The following is a 17,044-nucleotide window of genomic DNA, read 5'->3' as shown; positions in this document are numbered from 1 at the left end:
CCCGATGGCACGGTCCCTGCGTAACGCGATTTATCGGATTTTTCAAATGCGCTCGTCGGATAAACAAGACCAGTTAGAAATGTCGCCGAACGCCGTGCCGTCTTCCGACAGCGCGACGACCGAAATAGGGGATGTCACCATGAACGTAGCTTTCATTGAAACTGCCGAGTCAGTTCGATTCACCGAAATGCCTCCTTTAGGGTTCGGCGGCCACGGCGGTGGTAGCGCTCAATGGATAGAGCCCGCCCCTGCGGCCCCTTCAGCTTGTTCAGAGCAACCCGCGCTCCATTGTCATCTCGTCTCGGGCAAGGATGTCGAAGACGTGCGCTGCTTGAGCGAGATCATCCTCGATAACCGCGAGAATGTAACGAACCATTGGTATCAACAATACCTGCTCCACTTTGGCGACAACCGCACACTCTCAGAGAGCGAGTTCAAACGTATTTTCGGCGATGCGCTTGAAAGCGATCAGTCTGCCCTTGTCGCGGGCGCCATGATTGAGCATGCGGCCGCACTGGGCCGCCTCGGCGTTGTGCTCGCCGAGCATCGCGTTCCTCTTGAGGAAGTAATCGCCACGATTCATTTGCTGAAGACCGCCACGGTCGATCTGCTTCCCAAGGATCCGCGCCTGATAGCTATCTTCGACAAGCTCAACAACGTTCGGATCATCCTCCTCGTCTCGACGTACTTTCGCTCGCAGTCCGCGATCGCCGGCGAGAAAATGTCGGCATTTGCGCGCGAAGCCGCCCATCTTCCTGCCGCAGAGCGCACCCGCTTCCACGGTATCGTCGGCGCAAGCGCAGGCATGCGCAAGCTTTACCAGCGAATCGAGGCGGCGGCCGCGACGCGCGGTAATCTGTTGATCGTCGGCGAAAGCGGCACCGGCAAGGAGCTCGTCGCTCGCGCGATTCATGCTGCAGGCCCGCGCGCCGATCGCCCATTCGTCGCGCTTAATTGCGCCGCGCTGCCGAAGGAATTGATCGAGAGCGAGCTGTTCGGCTACAAGCGCGGCGCGTTCAGCGGCGCGGCGACGGAGTATATGGGGTTGTTCCGCGCGGCAGAGGGAGGCACGCTTTTTCTCGACGAGATCACCGAGATGAGCCCGGAGACGCAGAGCAAGCTGCTGCGCGCAATCCAGGAGCGGGCGATCCGAGCGGTCGGATCGACCCGCGAACTTCCGATCGATGTGCGGATCATTGCGTCCACAAATCGCGACCCTCGCGAAGCCGTGAGCCACGGCCATCTGCGGCAAGATCTGTACTACCGGCTGCAGGCGGTTACGATGACGGCGCCGGCGTTGCGCGAGCGCCGCGAGGACATCCCGCTTCTCGTCGAGCACTTTATCGCAATGTTCAATCGCAGCCTGGGCCGCACCATCGCCGGGATCGAGAAGGGAGCGCTTGATGCACTCCGCGAGCATTCCTGGCCCGGCAACGTGCGCGAACTGTCTAATGCGATCGAAGGCGCATTCACTTTTGGAACCGGCGATCTGATCACGCTCGAGGACCTGCCGTCGGTGATTCGCGACTCGAGAGTTGAGGTGGGAGCGATCCTTCCGCAGCGCGCAGAGGCCGGCGATGGTGGGGTCTCGACGCTGGCCGATAGCGAGCGCGAAATGATCGCGATCGCGCTCAAGAACGCTGCTGGCAACAAGGCGCTCGCCGCCAAGCGGCTGCAGATTTCCCGCAAGAAGCTCTATGCAAAGATCGCCAAGTACGGCATCGTATTGAACTAGGAACAACAAAGGGGCCGCATCGAATGCCGATGCGGCCCCTTTTCAAATCCCCCCCAGCCCTCGTCCTCGTCAATGTCTCGTGACGGTGCCGAGATCGGCGGGCAAGCCCACAACCGGCACGGGATTACCATCTTCCGTAATGTCGAGCGCCACGATCTGCTGCGCCGACGTGGTCGTCACGGGCGGCGGCCCGCCCGATGAGCCGCCGCATCCGGCGAACGCCGCAGCCATCGCGACGATCGCAAACGCCGCGATCGCGACTCTCCCCCTCTGCCGCTTGCGCATCGGCGCAATTACAAGGCCGAGCATGCCGAGTGCGAATATCAGACCGGCGTGCTCACCGAATCCACGCGATCCGCCGGCGACTACACCCGCCAGCTTGATGCGGCCGCGATCGAAATCGAGACGCGCGCTCGCACCGCCGGATAGCACTCCGCTCAGCGTGAAAGTGACTACTTGTGAACCGCCTGACGGTATGCTGATCGCGGGTGAGAATGTGAACACCGTCGTATCGACGATATTCGGCGCATTCACAGTGGAGCTTCCTGCCGGTGCGCCGTTGAGCGAGGCCGTCAGCACCAGAGAGCTGAACACATTGGGATTGCTGATCGATACGCTGACCGACGTAAGCGTCTGCGCGTTGGTGTCGGATGGCGTGTAGCCGAAGCTACCGGCCCCGACTGTCGCACCCGGACCGCCGCTGCCGCTGCCCGGCTCGATAACCTGGACGTTGCCGACAGGGGTCGGCGTGGTTGTCGGCGTCGTCGTCGAGGTCGCCGTCGGCGTTGTAACGGTGGTCGAAGTCGCCGTGGCCGTGGCCGTGCCGGTTGGAGTAGGTGATGGCGATGCCGAGGGCGTCGCAGATGGTGTGGGAGTTGGGAATGGAGTGGGGCAGACTGTGCCCGCAGGATTCAGAACGGACAGAAACGCCTGGCTTTGGTCCGAACCGGATGCAGCATTCGAAAGTTGGAACGCATTAGGCGTCACAGGGAAGTCCAAAGAGTACGTCAGACCCGCGACGACGATATTGCCGTTGGAATCAAGTGCAAGCCCGCCAGTGCCATCGGCCAATCCGCTGCCGCCGAGCAACGTGGAGAAGACGAGCTGATTTGCCGCGATCGTTTGCGCCGGATCGAGCTCGGCGACGAACGACGTGAGCGGAACCGTGGCGAAATTGGCGAACGTGAAGCCGCTGCTGGAGTTCGTGGTCATGCAGGCGTTCGCGCTGGTTGGAAATGAGTTTGCAGTCGCTCCTGAAGTCGTGAGACCGGTTACGTATACCTTGCCGCCCGAGACCGCGATTCCAGTGCCGACATCGCCGAAGCCAATCGAGCCACTACCATCCAGACCAACGTTGGTACCGTTGCCGCCGAAATAAGTGGAGTAGAGGATACCTTCGGAGCCGCTCGTCGTGGGATCGAGTTGGGTGATGAAGAGCGCGGTTCCTGGCGACCCCGAAACGACGTTGGCTTGATTACTTGTTTGGAATGAGGGGATGGTCGAACCCGGCACCTGAAAATTCGTCGATGCAGTGAAGCCTGTTACCCAAACGTCGTGGTTACTGTCGATCGTGATCGCAGTGCCGGCATCGCCTTGAGCAATGGTTACCACGTCTGTGATAGTGGCGACTGCTCCGCTGCCACCGAGGTAAGTTGCATAAACCAGCGACGCACTGCCGCTTAATGCTGGATTGAATTCAGCGACGAAAGCGTTACTCGTGGAGTTGGCCGTGCCTCCATAGGTCGCGACCTGCGCGCCCGGGACCGTAAGGTTGTTCGAAAAAGTCGCGCCCGTTATGAAGCCGTTACCGCTCGTCGGATCGACCGCGACGGCAAGTCCGGTATCTGCGTTCGTTCCGTTACCCGCGCCGCCGTAGAGCGTCGCATAACCGAGCGTGCCATCCCCGTCGATTACGATAAAAGTCGCGTTGCTCTCACCGTTGGCGGCCGCGAGGGTCGACTGAAAAGCTCCGGCGCTAACAGGGAAGCCGGTCGTCGAGTCGCTTTGGGTCGAACCGGAAACGTATGCCTTGCAAGTCGTTGTGCCGCATCCGACCGGAAACAGCGCGACGCGCGACTCAGTGGCGTTATTGGATCCGTTGATGTAGCAGGAGTAAACAAGCGATCCGCCGTTTGCTGCGAGTTTCGCGACGAATCCGACATTGGTGCTCGTTCCGCCTTGCGGATTGGTTTGCCCGAAGGCGCCGCAAGTATTGGTTGACGGAAAGTTAGCCGAATAGGTCTGTCCAACGATGTAGGCCTGGCCGCTCGCATCCGCTGCGATCCCGAAAGCCAGGTCGCCATTGCCGCTGCCGGCATCGTCAACGACCGTATCGCCGCTGCCTCCGATATAGGTTGAGTAAATCAGCGATGCGGCGCCCGATTGGCTATAGTCGAACTTCGAGACGAAGGCGTTGGGATTCTGATCTGGCGGGCTGTTGGCGCCGTTGAGCGTTGCCTGAAAGGCGCTTTTGGTTGGAAAGTCGTTGGAGTAGGCGACGCCGGTGACGTAAGCGTCATTGCTCGAATCGAGCGCTACGTCCGCTCCCATATCGGCGAAGTCCAATTGCAAATTGCCGCCCGCAATCCCGTAGAACTGCTCGAGATTGATCGGTCCAATGCTCGATCCCGAGCCGCCCAGGTAGGTCGAGTAGATGATCTGTACGCTCGGATCGATTACCAACGTCCGCGCGCGATCGTAGCTTGCGAGGTCGAAGGAAACGTCGCGGCGCGGAACGCCCGCGTCGATCGTACCGTCCTTCGCGAGCGCAAAAGTGCCGCTGACGGGAGTTTCGCCGCCGCTCGCGTCCTGCTGATAGATGCGCGGCTTCTGCCAGACGATCGCACCGGCCCTGGTCGCAATGACCAGGTTTCCTTTCGAATCGACGCTGGTCTGGGCTGGCCCTTCAACAGCGAACTTCAATTTCGAGGTGTCAGCGCCCGGCGCGGCGACTAGATCGTACTCGAACGACTTCGGCGTTCCGTAATAGACCAGGTCGATCCCAGGATAAACGTCCTTCATTTTGACGCGCGCGAAGATCGGAACGTCGCGCCGGTAATTGGAAGCATCATTGCCGACGAGATAGTTGATCCGGCCCGGGAGCGGCTCGAGCGCCTCGAACGACGGATGCGGATTGGCGCCCACGAGCCGGATTCGCACCGCGGATTCCACCAGTCCGCTGGGCCTGGCGGTTTTCTTTACAGCCGGCGAATTCTTACGAATCGAGCCGCCGACCAGAGTGACGACGGTGGAATCGTCACTGAGAAACAATGAGTAGCGGCTGGTGTGAGCAAGGTAACGAACGCTCGCATCGCTCTGACCGACGTTGCGCTCGAAGAACAGCGGCATCGTCGAGTAATTCGCCAGCGCCCGTCCTCGAGCGGAGGGCTCCGGATGGGCGCCTCCTTGATCTCGGGTAGCTAGTACAATGGCTCCGAGTAGAATCGCAGAAGCCGCTGATACTAAAGAGACAATCCTCCAACCCGCTCGTTCGCCCTGCGATCCCCCCTTCCGCATGGCTCAACTCCCTCCTGACCGTGGCTGTCTCATTTCGGACGACAGCACGGCCTGATGCTCGGCAAAGATTTCAGACCTTCAGAATCTTCCTCGAACAGGAGAACTAAACCGGAACGAATCGATGGATAGGTGTTTTTCTGAATTTCCTCAATAAGGGAAAATAGCTAGATGCGGACGGAATATTACCTAGTTCGCCGTAAAGCCGGCGCTAACTGAGTGATCGAGCCCGGCGCAAGCTAGTTACTATTCGACAGGACTTTGCCAGTTTTTGAATCGAGATGAATCAGCCAGAACGCGGTCGCATCTTCCTGGCTGATCATCGCGACCACGCCAACGTTCGGCGCAAAGAAATAGTAGGCGGAATCCTGAGTCTCGGCCGGTCCGACCCTGCCGTTGCATTTGGTCCGCAGCAGCACAGCCTGATAGGTGCCGGCGGGAACCGTTAGCTGGTACGTCCCGACGTATGTATATGTGCCGTTGAGGTTGCCCGAGTATTCCTGGTCCGACGGATCATCCAAGTGGCTGACCGATACGTGCTGAGAGTACGAGCGGGTCTCGCCCGGCTTCATGCCTTTCAGCACGAAGGGATTGGCCGGCGTGGTTACGACGACCACGCCCTCGCCCGCGTCCGCGACCGCCGGCATGATCAGGTCGCCCTCGGTGGTTTCGCGAATGAATCCGCTGAGCGACGGCGATAACTGAAATCGCCAAGCTGATTTCCCCGCCGGGCGCCGCACCTTCGCGACGCCGAGCTGCTCGACCCGGCCGGCCTTGTCGCCGGTCGCGACCTGGTACGTCAGCGTCTTGTCACGGAGCGGGAAGTAGAGCGACGAATGCTGGATCGTGAGGCTGGGCAGCGCCTGGCCGACCACCCCGGCCCCGAGCATCCGGTTTATCTCCTGCTGATCCTCCGCCGGCAGGGGCAGGACTGTGCCCTGCGCCCGCGCGTAGCCGGACGCAATCAGGATCGAACCGAGCATGATCGCGAGTATTTTTCGCACGGTGATTCTCCCGCTGACCGCTACGGAGTTTCGTCCTGGATATTGATATCGATGCGGCGATTCTTGGCGCGACCCTCTGGCGTGTCGTTGGAGGCAATCGGATGGTACTTGCCGAATCCGACCGCCGACAAGGTGTTAGGATCGATGCCCTGCGCCTCGAGGTAGCGGACGACCGAAACGGCGCGCGCGGCCGACAGATCCCAGTTGGACGGGAAGCGTTCGGCGAGCGGCGGCAGAATACCGAGGTTGTCGGTATAGCCCGCGATCACGATCTGCTTGCCGTTGACGCTCTGCAGCGTGGGCACGATCTTGCCCAGCTCCTGTTTGCCCTGCGCGTTGAGCTCCCATCCGCCCTCGGGAAACAGGATTGCGTTGACCATCGTGACCTTGAGCTTGTTCTGGAGCTGCTTGATCTCGACCTGGTCGGAGCTCACCTCCGTTTGAAGGTTCTGGTTGAGCTGCTTGTACGTCGAGTCCATGTACTGGAGGTGCTGAACCTGCTGCACTTCCTGGTTGTATTGCTGTTGCGGCACGCATCCGGCGAGCAGCACGAATATCGACAGAAAGGCGATCTTGCTGAGCTTCATTCGGAAGTTATCCCCTCGGACTGAAATGTTGTCGAGTTTGTAGCGCACGGCAGCGCGCTGGGAAACTGCCCTTTGGTGCCATTGATCCGTATTGCGGAATTATTACGACTTGATGACGGCGATGTTACGGTGCCATACTCATGGGCGTGGCTCCTCTCTCGCATCGACGCGGTGCGACGCCAGGCCGCCTATTCAAAGCGAGCATCCTCGTTATCGGCGTCTTGATGCTTGCGACTCTCCCCGCCGGTCGGTTACATCAGCAGGCCAACCATTTCCGTAGCGCGATGCTGCGCCGGACGATGGTGCGCTACGTTGCGGTGGCGCAGCCCTGCCCGAGCAAATCTAGTGAAATCGCGACCGCAGGCACGAAACTAATCACCCGTCTTCGGCTCCTGGTTAGCGCTGCGCCGCGGCCGCTCGTCGCAAGCGTCGTGGCGGCCCCCGTTTCGCTGAGCCGGATGCTCATGCGATTCAAGCTGGGCCATACGAGCTCGCAGCTCTTCGATCCTCTGCTCTGACAGCCTGGATGCTTGTCCGATTTCGTGGCGCCGATAGCCGCCGCGTTACGGGTAGGCGGGAGTATCGGCACGTCAAGGCAAGGTCGTTTTTCAGTGAGGCTGATTCAATGCAGACGAGAATAAGTCAGGTCGCAGTAGTGATTTTGGGATCGCTCGCGATGTTTGCGCTGTCGGCATGCCAGCAGGGCGCGCAGAGTTTCGCGGCAAATCGAAAGTCCCAGGCTATCCCGCAGCTCCAGGCCGCGGAGGAGATGGACTACAGCAAGGCTGACGCTGCGGGCGTGGATCCTGTATCACGCGAGGACTTCTACGCGCAGGCAGAGGCCGCGAATTTTGCGCTCAAGCAACTGCAGGCTGGAGCCGATGTGCCGCAATCGAAAATCGATGACGCGCTCGTGGTGCCCGACGAGCCGCGCTCGCCCGCAGCCACGGCGAGCCTGATCGACAGTCTTGGTGAGGCGAGAAAGCTGGATAACCAGGGCGACAAGGACTACGCCGTCGATCCCGTCTTCGCGCAGGACTTCGACGTGCAGGACCGCAAGGCTCACTACGTAATGAAGAACCTGAAAGCAGGCGAGAACGTAACGCGCATCGAAATCAACGACGCGCTGGAAGTGCCGCCAAATCCGTAGCTCGAGTCAGAGGGCGGGGCGTTCAGCGCCCCGCCACATATCTTCAGTGCGCAGAGTTCAGGAGGCTCTGAAGATTCGAAGTGTCGCCGCGATCGGCCGCGGTCTCGCCGGCGCGGTCGTAGATTACGTGCCCGCTGGAATCCACGATGGCGATCGTTGGGATTGCGCCGCGATAATACTTCGCGACCAGCGGCTTCTGGTCCGCGGAGACGTTATTCAGATCGACGATCACGAAATGCATCTTGCCGCGATACTTCGGATAGAGCGCAACCAGGCGCTCGGCCTCGCGATTGGTGTTCCAGCAATGCGCCGTACCGAAGAAAATCACCGTAGCCTCGTTGGCTACGGGCCCGGCCGCGTCACCTGGATTCGTGACGATTGGAAAGTTCGCGCTCGAATCATCGGTAAATGAAAGGTCGGGCGCGAGCTTCAGGTTATCCGCCGTGCCTGCATACGAAAAAGGAACGCTGACTGCCGCGGCGACAGCTAGAGCCGCGAAGATCGTGTTGAGCTTCCTGCGTGCGTTCATGTTCCAAATAATAAATCGTCGGCACGCGCCCGGCGAGATGGAAAATGAGCGGACGGCGATCGAGCCTCCCAGTTGTCTGCGCGATCGTCGGATTTCAAGCTCAAGGCATTCAGGGTATGGAGGGCAAGCTGCTGGCTCCAGGAATCTTCGAGGTTATGCCGCCGGTCGCGTTGCTCACTGCGCACGACGCCAGGATGTCGGTAGCGTGCTGCGCCACGTATGTCTGCAGCATGCTGGTTGCGCTCGGCAGCGGCAGGTTGGCGCTGCCTGCGAATGTCGAAGCCGCGGTGGAAATCACCGATGGACTGCTGAGGAGCGAAGGCGACGCGGAGGCGGGATTGGGAACCTGGCTTCCCACGGCGGCGCATAGTGCGCGGTTGGCCGCCGACTGCTGATCGCCAGTCAGCGCCTGCGCAGACTGTGTCATCGAACTGATGCCGTATTGCGCACGGGAGCCCGTGGAGCTGCCCAACACGAAGCCCAGAGTCGCCACGATCACTACAAATCCAGCGGATTGTCCGGACCATTGAAAGTTCATTCTAAGGTCCTCCCTGTTTGCGATACTCGCTTGCCTGACGCGGCGTCAAGGGCGTGCTTTCCGCCGCGGGATCCCTTCTGAACAGGCTGCTTGGGCGACCGCGGCAGCGTGCGCTCGTAATGGGCGAGCAGACGCTTTAGTTTGCGCACCTCGGCCGCGGCGACGGGCAGCTTGCCGCGATTTGTATATTTCTTGAGTTCGGATGGATTACCGATATTGATTACTTCAAACGGGACACACTTGTAGCGGAATGCATAATGGAGTTTGACGGAGAATGGCGACGCCGATTCGCGTCCCAACACCGGAATGAACTGGTACAGTTTGATATCCGGCATATTTGCACTCCACGCGGATTCTCCCTTCCCTTTATTCCCTCCCCTGACCAGGGAGAGGGATTTCAGAGGAGCACCGACCTCTCCATGGGTCTGTAAGGAAGAGAAATTTTTAGAGCACGGGCAAGTGAATCAATGAGCATTCACTATGTCCTTGCTCGTGCGCTCAGGAGCGGGAGTCAACTGGTTGAAGGCGGGCTTCGCGGAATTGTTGATACAAGACGAACGAGCCGCTCAGCAGTGACGTGCCGACGCCGACCGACAGCGGATAGAGAATTGTCGGCGCTTCCATTACTTGGGGCAGCAGCGCGACGGCAAGCGCGGGCGGCACGTGCAGATCGAACAGACGAAGCATCGCGACGCCCCACGCCATACTGGCGATCGCCGCGAGCGGCCCGACACCGAGCAGATGATGCGCGAGCAGTCCGCCGCTCGCCGATAGCAGACATACGATCGGCAATCGCATCGCCCGCGATGCCCACGGGCAGTGCGCGCTGTGCACGAACATCTCAAAGCCGATAACCACGAGTGGCGGAAAAAGAATGAATCGCAAATTCGTCAGTTTGACCAGGAACACGCCGGCCAGCACGAACAACAATAGCGCTGCGATTTGCGCGAGCGATTCTTCTCCGGAGCTGACTTCGTAAGCTGGACGCTGGCGAAGGCTCTCGTTCGCGCCGATTTGCCGCCGCCACACGTATGACAGCGCCGCGAGCATCGAAGTGCTGAGCACGATCGCCGGCGGATACCACCAGCTCTTCACCCCGAGCACCAGCGGCAGGAATCCCGCTGATATCGCAGGCGCGATGGGCGACCGCAGCGCTAGTAAAACGGTCAGCGCGCCGCCTACCGTAAGCATCACGGACAAATAGCCATATGGAAGATGCCGCGTGACGAGCGTTCCGATCGCGGCCGTCGCGACGGGAGTGACTATCAGCAGGATCGGCGCGCGCGCCCACGAGCCGCGCGGCCGCGTCATGATGTCGTGCGACAGGGCACCCAGCTCCGGAAACATGACATAGACTGCGCCGCTGATCGCCGCGATGGTCGCGACCACTGCGATATAGACAAGCGCCAGCGCTTCGCCCGCCAGGCGTCGCGAATTCTGCGGCTCTGGTTCCATCAGACCTCCGAGGCTCGCATCGTTCTAGCAGAACCTTCGGAACAGGGCCGACGAACAAGTCGACGAACTTCGGAAATATTCACTCCAGGGGAGTGACAGCTATCGGCGGCGAGTGCCGGGCCGAATGGGCGTCGGATTCATCGCGCGCGCATGCAGAACCGGCTTGATGATTCGGCCCGGAGTGCGCGAGCGTCCTCCCGAATAGACGAACCGAACTTTGCTGCGCAGCCGCCGCAGGCGCAGCATCCGCATCGCCGCCATCGCGGCGATGAGCATGAGCGGCCACGCGACGAGCGCGGCGGCGGCCGACGACATGCCAACGGTCGCTTGATGTGCGGGGGAGGGGACGAATACGCTGAATGAGGTTTGATCAGACATTTGCGTTGATTGGCCTTGACGCGCTGGCGCGCATCTTGCTGATTTTTCGGGCAGGATAGCCGTGACGATGCCGATACGTTTGATAATCGCCGACGATCATGCCCTGTTTCGGCAGGGACTCATTTCTCTTTTGATGCTGCAGCCGGATGTCGAGGTGGTGGCCGAAGTCGATCGGGCGGGCAAGCTTCCGGCGGTCATGGCGGAACTTGCGTGCGACATCGTGTTGCTCGATTTGCAGCTCGAGCGCTGGTCGATGGACGACATCCCGGCGCTGGCGGAAAAGGCCGCCGTGATCGTGCTTACCGCCAGTGAGAGCGTGGAAAACGGGATGATGGCGCTGCGGTTCGGCGCGCGCGCGATCGTGCAGAAACGTTTTGCGATCGAGACGCTGGTGACGGCGATTCACGCGGTGGCAGAAGGACATGTGTGGATGCCGCCGGTGCTGCAAGCCGCGTTTGCGCGGTCCGACACGGCGGGCGCCAAGCGGCTCACGATTCGCGAGTCCGAGATCGTGCGCTTCGTTGCGATGGGGATGCGCAACGCCGAAGTTGCCGAGGCGCTGTCGGTCAGCGAGAACACCGTCAAGACGCACCTGACCAACGTTTTTCAGAAACTTGGCATCCGCGATCGCATGGAACTGACGCACTACGCGATAAGAACGGGTCTCGTCGCCGTTCAAAATCGTTAATTCCGCTCCGTTTTCCCGCTCACCAAGCACCGCTTTCTTCGTCCCTCGATCGACGCCCGATATTTCGTCGGCATCTGCCGATTAAATGGGCAGTCGCGTTGCACATCGCAATCTCAGTGTCGCGGCATCTGAGTAATTCGGACGCAAAAACCGCGACTACCCGGTGAACCTATATCACCTACTAGTCGTAGATGCACTTCCCGCGGCGGAACTAAATCTTCGTTTCGCGCGATACGGCACGTCCGTTGCTGATGCAGCCCTCGACTCGTCTGCTCGCTAGCGCAACGAGCGATTAGTCGATGACCCGGGTCTTCGATGTCGCGAGGAGCAAATAGCAAAACCCCAAGCAGGAGGGAGAATAGCCAGTGCTCGCTGAAGGTATAGTTTCTTTCTATCATTTGTTTAAGGAGCGGTGGCGTGATCCGTCGATACGGAAAAACGCTGCCTACTTGATGCTGGGCAAGATGATCGGCCTCGGCATCGTCGTACTACTCATTTCGAAGTGGTATTTGCCCAACGCGGCATACGCTGACGCGACTCCACCGCTTCCGCCTCCTCACATCAACGCTATTAACACGGTGTGGACTCTGGTCGCGGCCTACCTGGTGTTCTGCATGCAGGTCGGATTCGTGATGCTGGAGTCGGGGTTCGCGCGCTCCCGCGAGACAGTTAACATCCTGGTCGAAGGTATCGCCGATACTTGCATCTGCGGCGTGACCTTCTGGGCGTGGGGCTTCGCCTTCATGTTCTGCCCCGGCACGCCCTGGATCGGCACGACGGGATTTCTGCTGCATGGACTTCCCGCCACCTATGGAACGACTGGTGTTCCGCTGCTTGCGTACTGGGTATTCCAGTATGCATTTGCGGATACCTGCTCGACGGTTACCTCCGGCGCAATGATCGGCCGCTGCGATTTTATCGGCGACTTGCTATATAGCGTCGGCGTCACCGGCTTCATCTATCCGATCATCGGCCACTGGGCCTGGGGTCCGGACGGATGGCTCGCCAACATGGGTCCGATCCCGTTCCATGACTTCGCCGGTTCGACTGTCGTTCATACTATCGGCGGCGTAATCTCTCTGGCTGGCGCAATCGTGCTCGGTCCCCGTCTCGGCCGCGTGTTCAAGCGCGACGGCGGACAACCGATGAAACCGCACGATTTGATTATCGGCGCGACCGGAGGATTGATTCTGTGGTTCGGATGGTACGGCTTTAACCCTGGCAGCACGCTGTCTGCCCTCGATGCACAGGGTATTGGCCGCGTCTCCTTTAACACCACGCTCGCGGCTTGCTCGGCCGGACTGACCTCGCTCTTCTACTCATACATCAAGGGTCGAAAGTGGGATTTGGCTCTGACCGTCAACGGATTCCTCGCGGGACTCGTCGCAATCACATGCCCCTGTTACTGGGTTGATCCCGAGGGGGCGTTCCTGCTCGGAATTGGCGCCGGCATCGTCGTGGTGTGGGGTATCGATCTGCTCGAATACCTGCGTATCGACGATCCGATCGGCGCAGTTCCTGTGCACGCTATCGCAGGTATCTGGGGCACGCTCTCGCTGGGCCTCTTCGCCGCGGGCAAGTACGGCTCGCCGACTCCGCTCGGAGCTGACACGAGCACTGTAGTCACAGGACTCTTCTACGGCGGCGGATTCGGAGTGCTCAAGGCGCAGATGATCGGCAGCTTCTCGATCACGCTTGCGACGTTTATCGCCGCGATGGCGCTGATGTATGCAGTGCACTTCGCCTTCCGCTTGCGTATCCCGACCGAGGGCGAAATCGAAGGGTTGGACATCAGCGAGCACGGCTTCCCGGCATATCCCGAGTATGTCGTGACGGGCGACGACGGATGCCCCAAGACGATCGACGATGTTCCGGTCGGACGACGCACGGGCACCAAGTTGCCGAAGATCAAAATGAAAGAAGCGGGTTGATACGCTTCTGCCGGATTGGCCGGCTCCTCTCCACAAGGAGCCGGCCGATCTTCCTCCATCGCTCGCGATAATCGGCTCAAAACCACGCAAGGCCCGAAGCAATTCGGGCCTTGCGCATTTTCATAGCTCAGTCAGACCTTATCTATTGCCGTCTCTACTAACTGTGAGATGCTTCTAGTTGTTCTAATACAGTTAGAGATGGTAATCTTCACGCTCGAATTGGTAGCGAACCATTCGGTCGATGGCTCGCCAAGCGGTTCGAAGGCGATAAGGGTGCCTCAATCAGAAACGCTGACCTTTCTGTTCACCGATCTGGTGGCTTCGACCGCCTTTCTGCAGCAAGTTGGCGACGAAGCAGCGCAGCACACGTTCGGATTGGTTCACAAAATGATGTCCGATGCCGTCAGCTCAGGCGGCGGCGAAGAATTGGAATGGCTGGGCGACGGCATGCTGGCCGCATTCTCTTCGAGCGCTGCTGCGGTGCAATGCGCGATCAGCATCCAGCAGGCGTCCTATCGTCCCGTCTCAGGAAAAAGACTTCAGATTCGAGCCGGAGTTCACGCCGGCGAAGTGCTGAAACGCGAAGGTGGATATTTCGGCACGCCCCTGGTTCTGGCCCGGCGCCTGTGTGATAAGGCCGAGGGCGGCCAGATTCTGTGCAGCAAATTGATCGCCGACTTCCTGGCCGCCCGGCAGTCGCTCAGGTTTCACGAACTGGGCGCCTTCGCGCTCAAAGGCATCAGCCAGCCGGTCGATATCTGCGAAGTAATCTTCGAGCGCAAGAATCCATCGTCGTTAATCAATCGCACCCCCTTCGTCGGCCGCGTGTCGCAACTGGATAAGCTAGTCGAAAAACTCGGAGGCGCATCGGCCGGGAAGGGCGCGATTGCGATGCTGACGGGCGAAGCGGGGATCGGAAAGACCCGCCTCCTCGAAGAGTTCAGCGAGATCGCAAGGGCAAACGGAGCGCAGGTATTACAGGGCAGTTGCTACGAGGGCGAATGGTACCCGCCATATTCGCCCTTTGCCGAGGCGCTGACCAATTATGCGCAAAGCGTCGATCGCAAAGAACTCGAGCGAGTCGTGGGCCCTTCAGCTCCACTGCTCGTGCGTATCGCGCCTGGCTTGCGCAGCTTGCTCCCCGATGTTTCCGATCCGCCGGCGTTCGACAAGGACGAAGAGCGGTCGCGCATGCTCGATGCAATCGGAAGATTCTTCATCGAGATTTCGCGCGACCGACCGCTGGTTCTGATTCTCGACGACCTCCATTGGGCCGATCGCGGCACCAGCGCTATCCTGCATCACCTGAGCCGGGTCGTTGGCGACGCCGGTATTCTGTTGATAGGCGCCTACAGAGATTCTGAAATCGATCGCCGTCATCCGCTCGCCTCGGCTATCGCGGCAATCTCGCGGCTTCCAAACTTCGAGCGATTGAAGTTGGACGGCCTCACATCCGCCGAGCTTTCTGAGCTGCTCGAGACTATCGGCGACGAGCGCGCACCTGATAAGGCGGTAGCCGCTATTGCCAATGAGACCGACGGCAATCCCTTTTTTATCCGCGAGCTGCTGCTGCACTTGAAAGAATCGGGGAAGATTCTGAGCGAAGGAACTGGATGGAGAGCGCTCGCCAGCTCGACCGAGGGCGGAATTCCCGAGAGCGTGCGAGCGCTCGTCGAGGGCCGACTGGTTCGACTATCAGATGAAACCAACCGGTTCCTCCAGGTCGCCGGCGCTTTCAAGGGTGCGTTTTCATTTTCGATCGCAGCTGCCGTAGCGGGCATGGACGAAGAGGCCGCCCTGAACGCGGCCGAAGAAGCCATGGGCGCGAGCATTCTGCGCTCGGCCGGCAGTGACGAGAATCTCGAGTTCACCCACGCCATCATCCGTAACACCCTCTATTCGCAACTGAATCCGCTGCGGCGAACTCGGACGCATCAGAAAATTGCCGAAGCGATGGAAGCGGCCTGGAGTGAGCGGGCGACCGAGCATGCGGCCGAAGTCGCCTACCATTTCTGGCGGGCGGGGAAGGCCTCCGGCGCGACCCGCGGCGTGGAGTACGCGATTGCTGCCGCTGACAACGCTGAACTCGCCTACGCCTACGACGAAACCGTGTCGTTTCTTCGCATCGCGCTCGAACTCCTTGCTGCGGACGACCCGCGGCGGGCACGCATTCTGGCGCGCCTTGGGTTGGCTATGATCTGGACTCTGGAGCGCGAGGAAGCGGCAAAGATCGCACGCGAAGCCGGCGAAATCATCGCCCGCCTGGAAGGAGCCGCCGCCGCTGCCGACTACTTTGAAAGCGCTGCGTTCGCCATGCATTCCGCTGGACTGACGAGTGCCGCCTGGGAGCTGGCCGGATCAGGGCTGCTCCACATCGGCGATCGGCGCGATATCGTCTGGGCCAGTCTTAGAGAACTTGATCTCTTGCGTGAGGAAGCCGCGGATCCGTCGAATCCCGGGATGCGCTCGGATACAACGAATCAGCGGCAGCTGCGCGAGGTACTGAAATCGTTGCCGCGCGAGCGGATTCGCCAGCGCCAGCTTCCTCCAGCTTATGAATCGCGTAGCGAGTTGATTGAGGATCCCGACGCATATCCGATCGCGCTGCTCTTTCTCGCCGGCGATTGCCGCCGCAGCCTGCCGCTGTTTCAGCGAATAGCCGCCGACGCGGAGCGCCAGGGCCGCATCGCAAAAGCAGCGAGAACGTGGGCTGATGTTGCCGTTTGCCACGTCGGGCTGGGAGAGTTTCCTGCCGCGCAAGCTGCGTGTGATAGAGCGCTCGTCCTTTCGATTCGCGCCAAAGCGATGTCGCCAGACTTCGCGAACATCGACCTGGCGGGCGCCAGGCATGATCTCCGGATCGCGCTCGACGAGGGTTGGGACGCGGCGTTCGAGGACGGCACCAGCGATCTGTTCTTTCAGCCCAAGCCCGAGAACAACTGGGCCTTCGCCATGACGTGCAGCAATGGCGCCTATCTTTCGGTTCGCACCGATCGGGCCGACCTTGCGATGCAGCTTGTCGGAAGCCTGCGCAACGCCCTCGAGCGCGGGGCGCCGTGGGAAGCCACTTACAACGCGGTGGCCTGCGATGTCGCTGCTACGTTGTGGTACGCCAACCAACAAGACTCGATCGAATTGATCGAGCGCAACATTCGCGACAAGGTCCTGATTCCTGACTTTCGCTGGCCGATGCGCGACAGCCGCCTCGCGCTGGCGCGTCTGTGCGCCTTACGTGGCGCATATGATGAGGCTGTCGAATGGTTCGCCAAGGCGCGCGCAGTGCTCGATGAAATGGGCGCGCGTCCACTTCGTGCCATCACCGATTACGATGAGGCCCTGATGTATCTGCGGCGCGGTGAACCGGGCGACGAGCGAGCCGGCGCCGCTCTGCTCGGTCAAGCGATCAATCAATTCAAGCTCTTGAGGATGACCGGCTGGCTGCGCGGCGCGAGCAAACTGCTGGGCGCCGACCAACCGCATTCCGCTGCCTAATAGCTCTGCCCGTGGCGATTGCTGCCGACAGCCTCGTGATACCG

General features: G+C 60.4%; 14 protein-coding genes. 6 read left to right on the top strand and 8 right to left on the bottom strand.

All coding sequences use genetic code 11. From position 1 onward, the window contains the following. Window positions 1-331: 331 nt before the first annotated feature. Window positions 332-1,735 (top strand): sigma-54 dependent transcriptional regulator, encoded by a 1,404-nt coding sequence (locus tag VMA09_21510; protein HUA36200.1) that lies wholly within the window; start codon window positions 332-334, stop codon window positions 1,733-1,735. Window positions 1,736-1,804: 69 nt separating this feature from the next. On the opposite strand, the gene VMA09_21505 is transcribed toward VMA09_21510, so the two are convergent. The 3 genes from VMA09_21505 to VMA09_21495 form a co-directional block, all read right to left on the bottom strand. Further along, a complete protein-coding gene (locus tag VMA09_21505; protein ID HUA36199.1) occupies window positions 1,805-5,083 on the bottom strand; it encodes a hypothetical protein in 3,279 nt (1,092 codons plus the stop codon). 404 nt (window positions 5,084-5,487) lie between these two features. Beyond that, window positions 5,488-6,252, bottom strand: a complete 765-nt coding sequence (locus VMA09_21500; protein ID HUA36198.1) for a hypothetical protein — start codon at window positions 6,250-6,252, stop codon at window positions 5,488-5,490. 20 nt (window positions 6,253-6,272) lie between these two features. Continuing rightward, entirely contained in the window at window positions 6,273-6,839 is a 567-nt protein-coding gene (locus VMA09_21495; GenBank protein ID HUA36197.1) for an OmpA family protein, read from the bottom strand. A gap of 140 nt (window positions 6,840-6,979) precedes the next feature. Here VMA09_21495 and VMA09_21490 point away from each other — a divergent pair, with 140 nt between their 5' ends. Both VMA09_21490 and VMA09_21485 read left to right on the top strand, forming a co-directional pair. Then, window positions 6,980-7,357 (top strand): hypothetical protein, encoded by a 378-nt coding sequence (locus VMA09_21490; GenBank protein ID HUA36196.1) that lies wholly within the window; start codon window positions 6,980-6,982, stop codon window positions 7,355-7,357. Between the two features lie 107 nt (window positions 7,358-7,464). Continuing rightward, a complete protein-coding gene (locus VMA09_21485; GenBank protein ID HUA36195.1) occupies window positions 7,465-7,989 on the top strand; it encodes a hypothetical protein in 525 nt (174 codons plus the stop codon). 43 nt (window positions 7,990-8,032) lie between these two features. On the opposite strand, the gene VMA09_21480 is transcribed toward VMA09_21485, so the two are convergent. The 5 genes from VMA09_21480 to VMA09_21460 all read right to left on the bottom strand — a co-directional run bounded on the left by VMA09_21480 (window position 8,033) and on the right by VMA09_21460 (window position 10,889). Next, on the bottom strand, window positions 8,033-8,518 hold the full coding sequence (locus VMA09_21480; protein ID HUA36194.1) for a hypothetical protein: 486 nt from the start codon (window positions 8,516-8,518) through the stop codon (window positions 8,033-8,035). A 109-nt stretch (window positions 8,519-8,627) separates the two neighbouring features. Further along, window positions 8,628-9,056, bottom strand: a complete 429-nt coding sequence (locus VMA09_21475) for a hypothetical protein (GenBank protein ID HUA36193.1) — start codon at window positions 9,054-9,056, stop codon at window positions 8,628-8,630. Then, the gene (locus tag VMA09_21470; protein ID HUA36192.1) at window positions 9,053-9,391 is read right to left on the bottom strand and encodes a hypothetical protein; all 339 of its coding nucleotides are present in this window, start codon (window positions 9,389-9,391) and stop codon (window positions 9,053-9,055) included. The genes VMA09_21475 and VMA09_21470 overlap by 4 nt, the downstream gene beginning before the upstream one ends. 163 nt (window positions 9,392-9,554) lie before the next feature. Further along, window positions 9,555-10,511, bottom strand: a complete 957-nt coding sequence (locus tag VMA09_21465; protein ID HUA36191.1) for a hypothetical protein — start codon at window positions 10,509-10,511, stop codon at window positions 9,555-9,557. A 99-nt stretch (window positions 10,512-10,610) separates the two neighbouring features. Further along, window positions 10,611-10,889, bottom strand: coding sequence for a hypothetical protein (locus tag VMA09_21460; GenBank protein HUA36190.1), 279 nt, complete (start codon window positions 10,887-10,889; stop codon window positions 10,611-10,613). Window positions 10,890-10,956: 67 nt separating this feature from the next. Between VMA09_21460 and VMA09_21455 the strand changes: the two genes are divergently transcribed. The 3 genes from VMA09_21455 (at window position 10,957) to VMA09_21445 (ending at window position 17,000) form a co-directional block, all read left to right on the top strand. Continuing rightward, window positions 10,957-11,577 (top strand): response regulator transcription factor, encoded by a 621-nt coding sequence (locus tag VMA09_21455; GenBank protein ID HUA36189.1) that lies wholly within the window; start codon window positions 10,957-10,959, stop codon window positions 11,575-11,577. 365 nt (window positions 11,578-11,942) lie between these two features. Next, entirely contained in the window at window positions 11,943-13,508 is a 1,566-nt protein-coding gene (gene amt / locus VMA09_21450) for an ammonium transporter (protein HUA36188.1), read from the top strand. A 273-nt stretch (window positions 13,509-13,781) separates the two neighbouring features. Then, window positions 13,782-17,000 carry an AAA family ATPase gene (locus VMA09_21445; protein HUA36187.1) on the top strand — a complete coding sequence of 1,073 codons (3,219 nt, stop codon included), beginning with the start codon at window positions 13,782-13,784 and terminating at the stop codon, window positions 16,998-17,000. Window positions 17,001-17,044: the final 44 nt, after the last annotated feature.

It is taken from the genome of Candidatus Binataceae bacterium (assembly GCA_035508495.1).
Taxonomy (GTDB): Bacteria; Desulfobacterota; Binatia; order Binatales; family Binataceae; genus JASHPB01.
Note: the sequence above shows the minus strand (reverse complement) of the source record. Positions and strands in the feature narration are given on the sequence as shown.

Coding starts and splice junctions, on each gene's coding strand:
- VMA09_21475 (HUA36193.1), bottom strand. CDS start 9,056: ATGAACTTTCAATGGTCCGGACAATCCGCTGGATTTGTAGTGATCGTG.
- VMA09_21490 (HUA36196.1), top strand. CDS start 6,980: ATGGGCGTGGCTCCTCTCTCGCATCGACGCGGTGCGACGCCAGGCCGC.
- VMA09_21455 (HUA36189.1), top strand. CDS start 10,957: ATGCCGATACGTTTGATAATCGCCGACGATCATGCCCTGTTTCGGCAG.
- VMA09_21495 (HUA36197.1), bottom strand. CDS start 6,839: ATGAAGCTCAGCAAGATCGCCTTTCTGTCGATATTCGTGCTGCTCGCC.
- VMA09_21460 (HUA36190.1), bottom strand. CDS start 10,889: ATGTCTGATCAAACCTCATTCAGCGTATTCGTCCCCTCCCCCGCACAT.
- VMA09_21470 (HUA36192.1), bottom strand. CDS start 9,391: ATGCCGGATATCAAACTGTACCAGTTCATTCCGGTGTTGGGACGCGAA.
- VMA09_21465 (HUA36191.1), bottom strand. CDS start 10,511: ATGGAACCAGAGCCGCAGAATTCGCGACGCCTGGCGGGCGAAGCGCTG.
- VMA09_21505 (HUA36199.1), bottom strand. CDS start 5,083: ATGCCGCTGTTCTTCGAGCGCAACGTCGGTCAGAGCGATGCGAGCGTT.
- VMA09_21480 (HUA36194.1), bottom strand. CDS start 8,518: ATGAACGCACGCAGGAAGCTCAACACGATCTTCGCGGCTCTAGCTGTC.
- VMA09_21485 (HUA36195.1), top strand. CDS start 7,465: ATGCAGACGAGAATAAGTCAGGTCGCAGTAGTGATTTTGGGATCGCTC.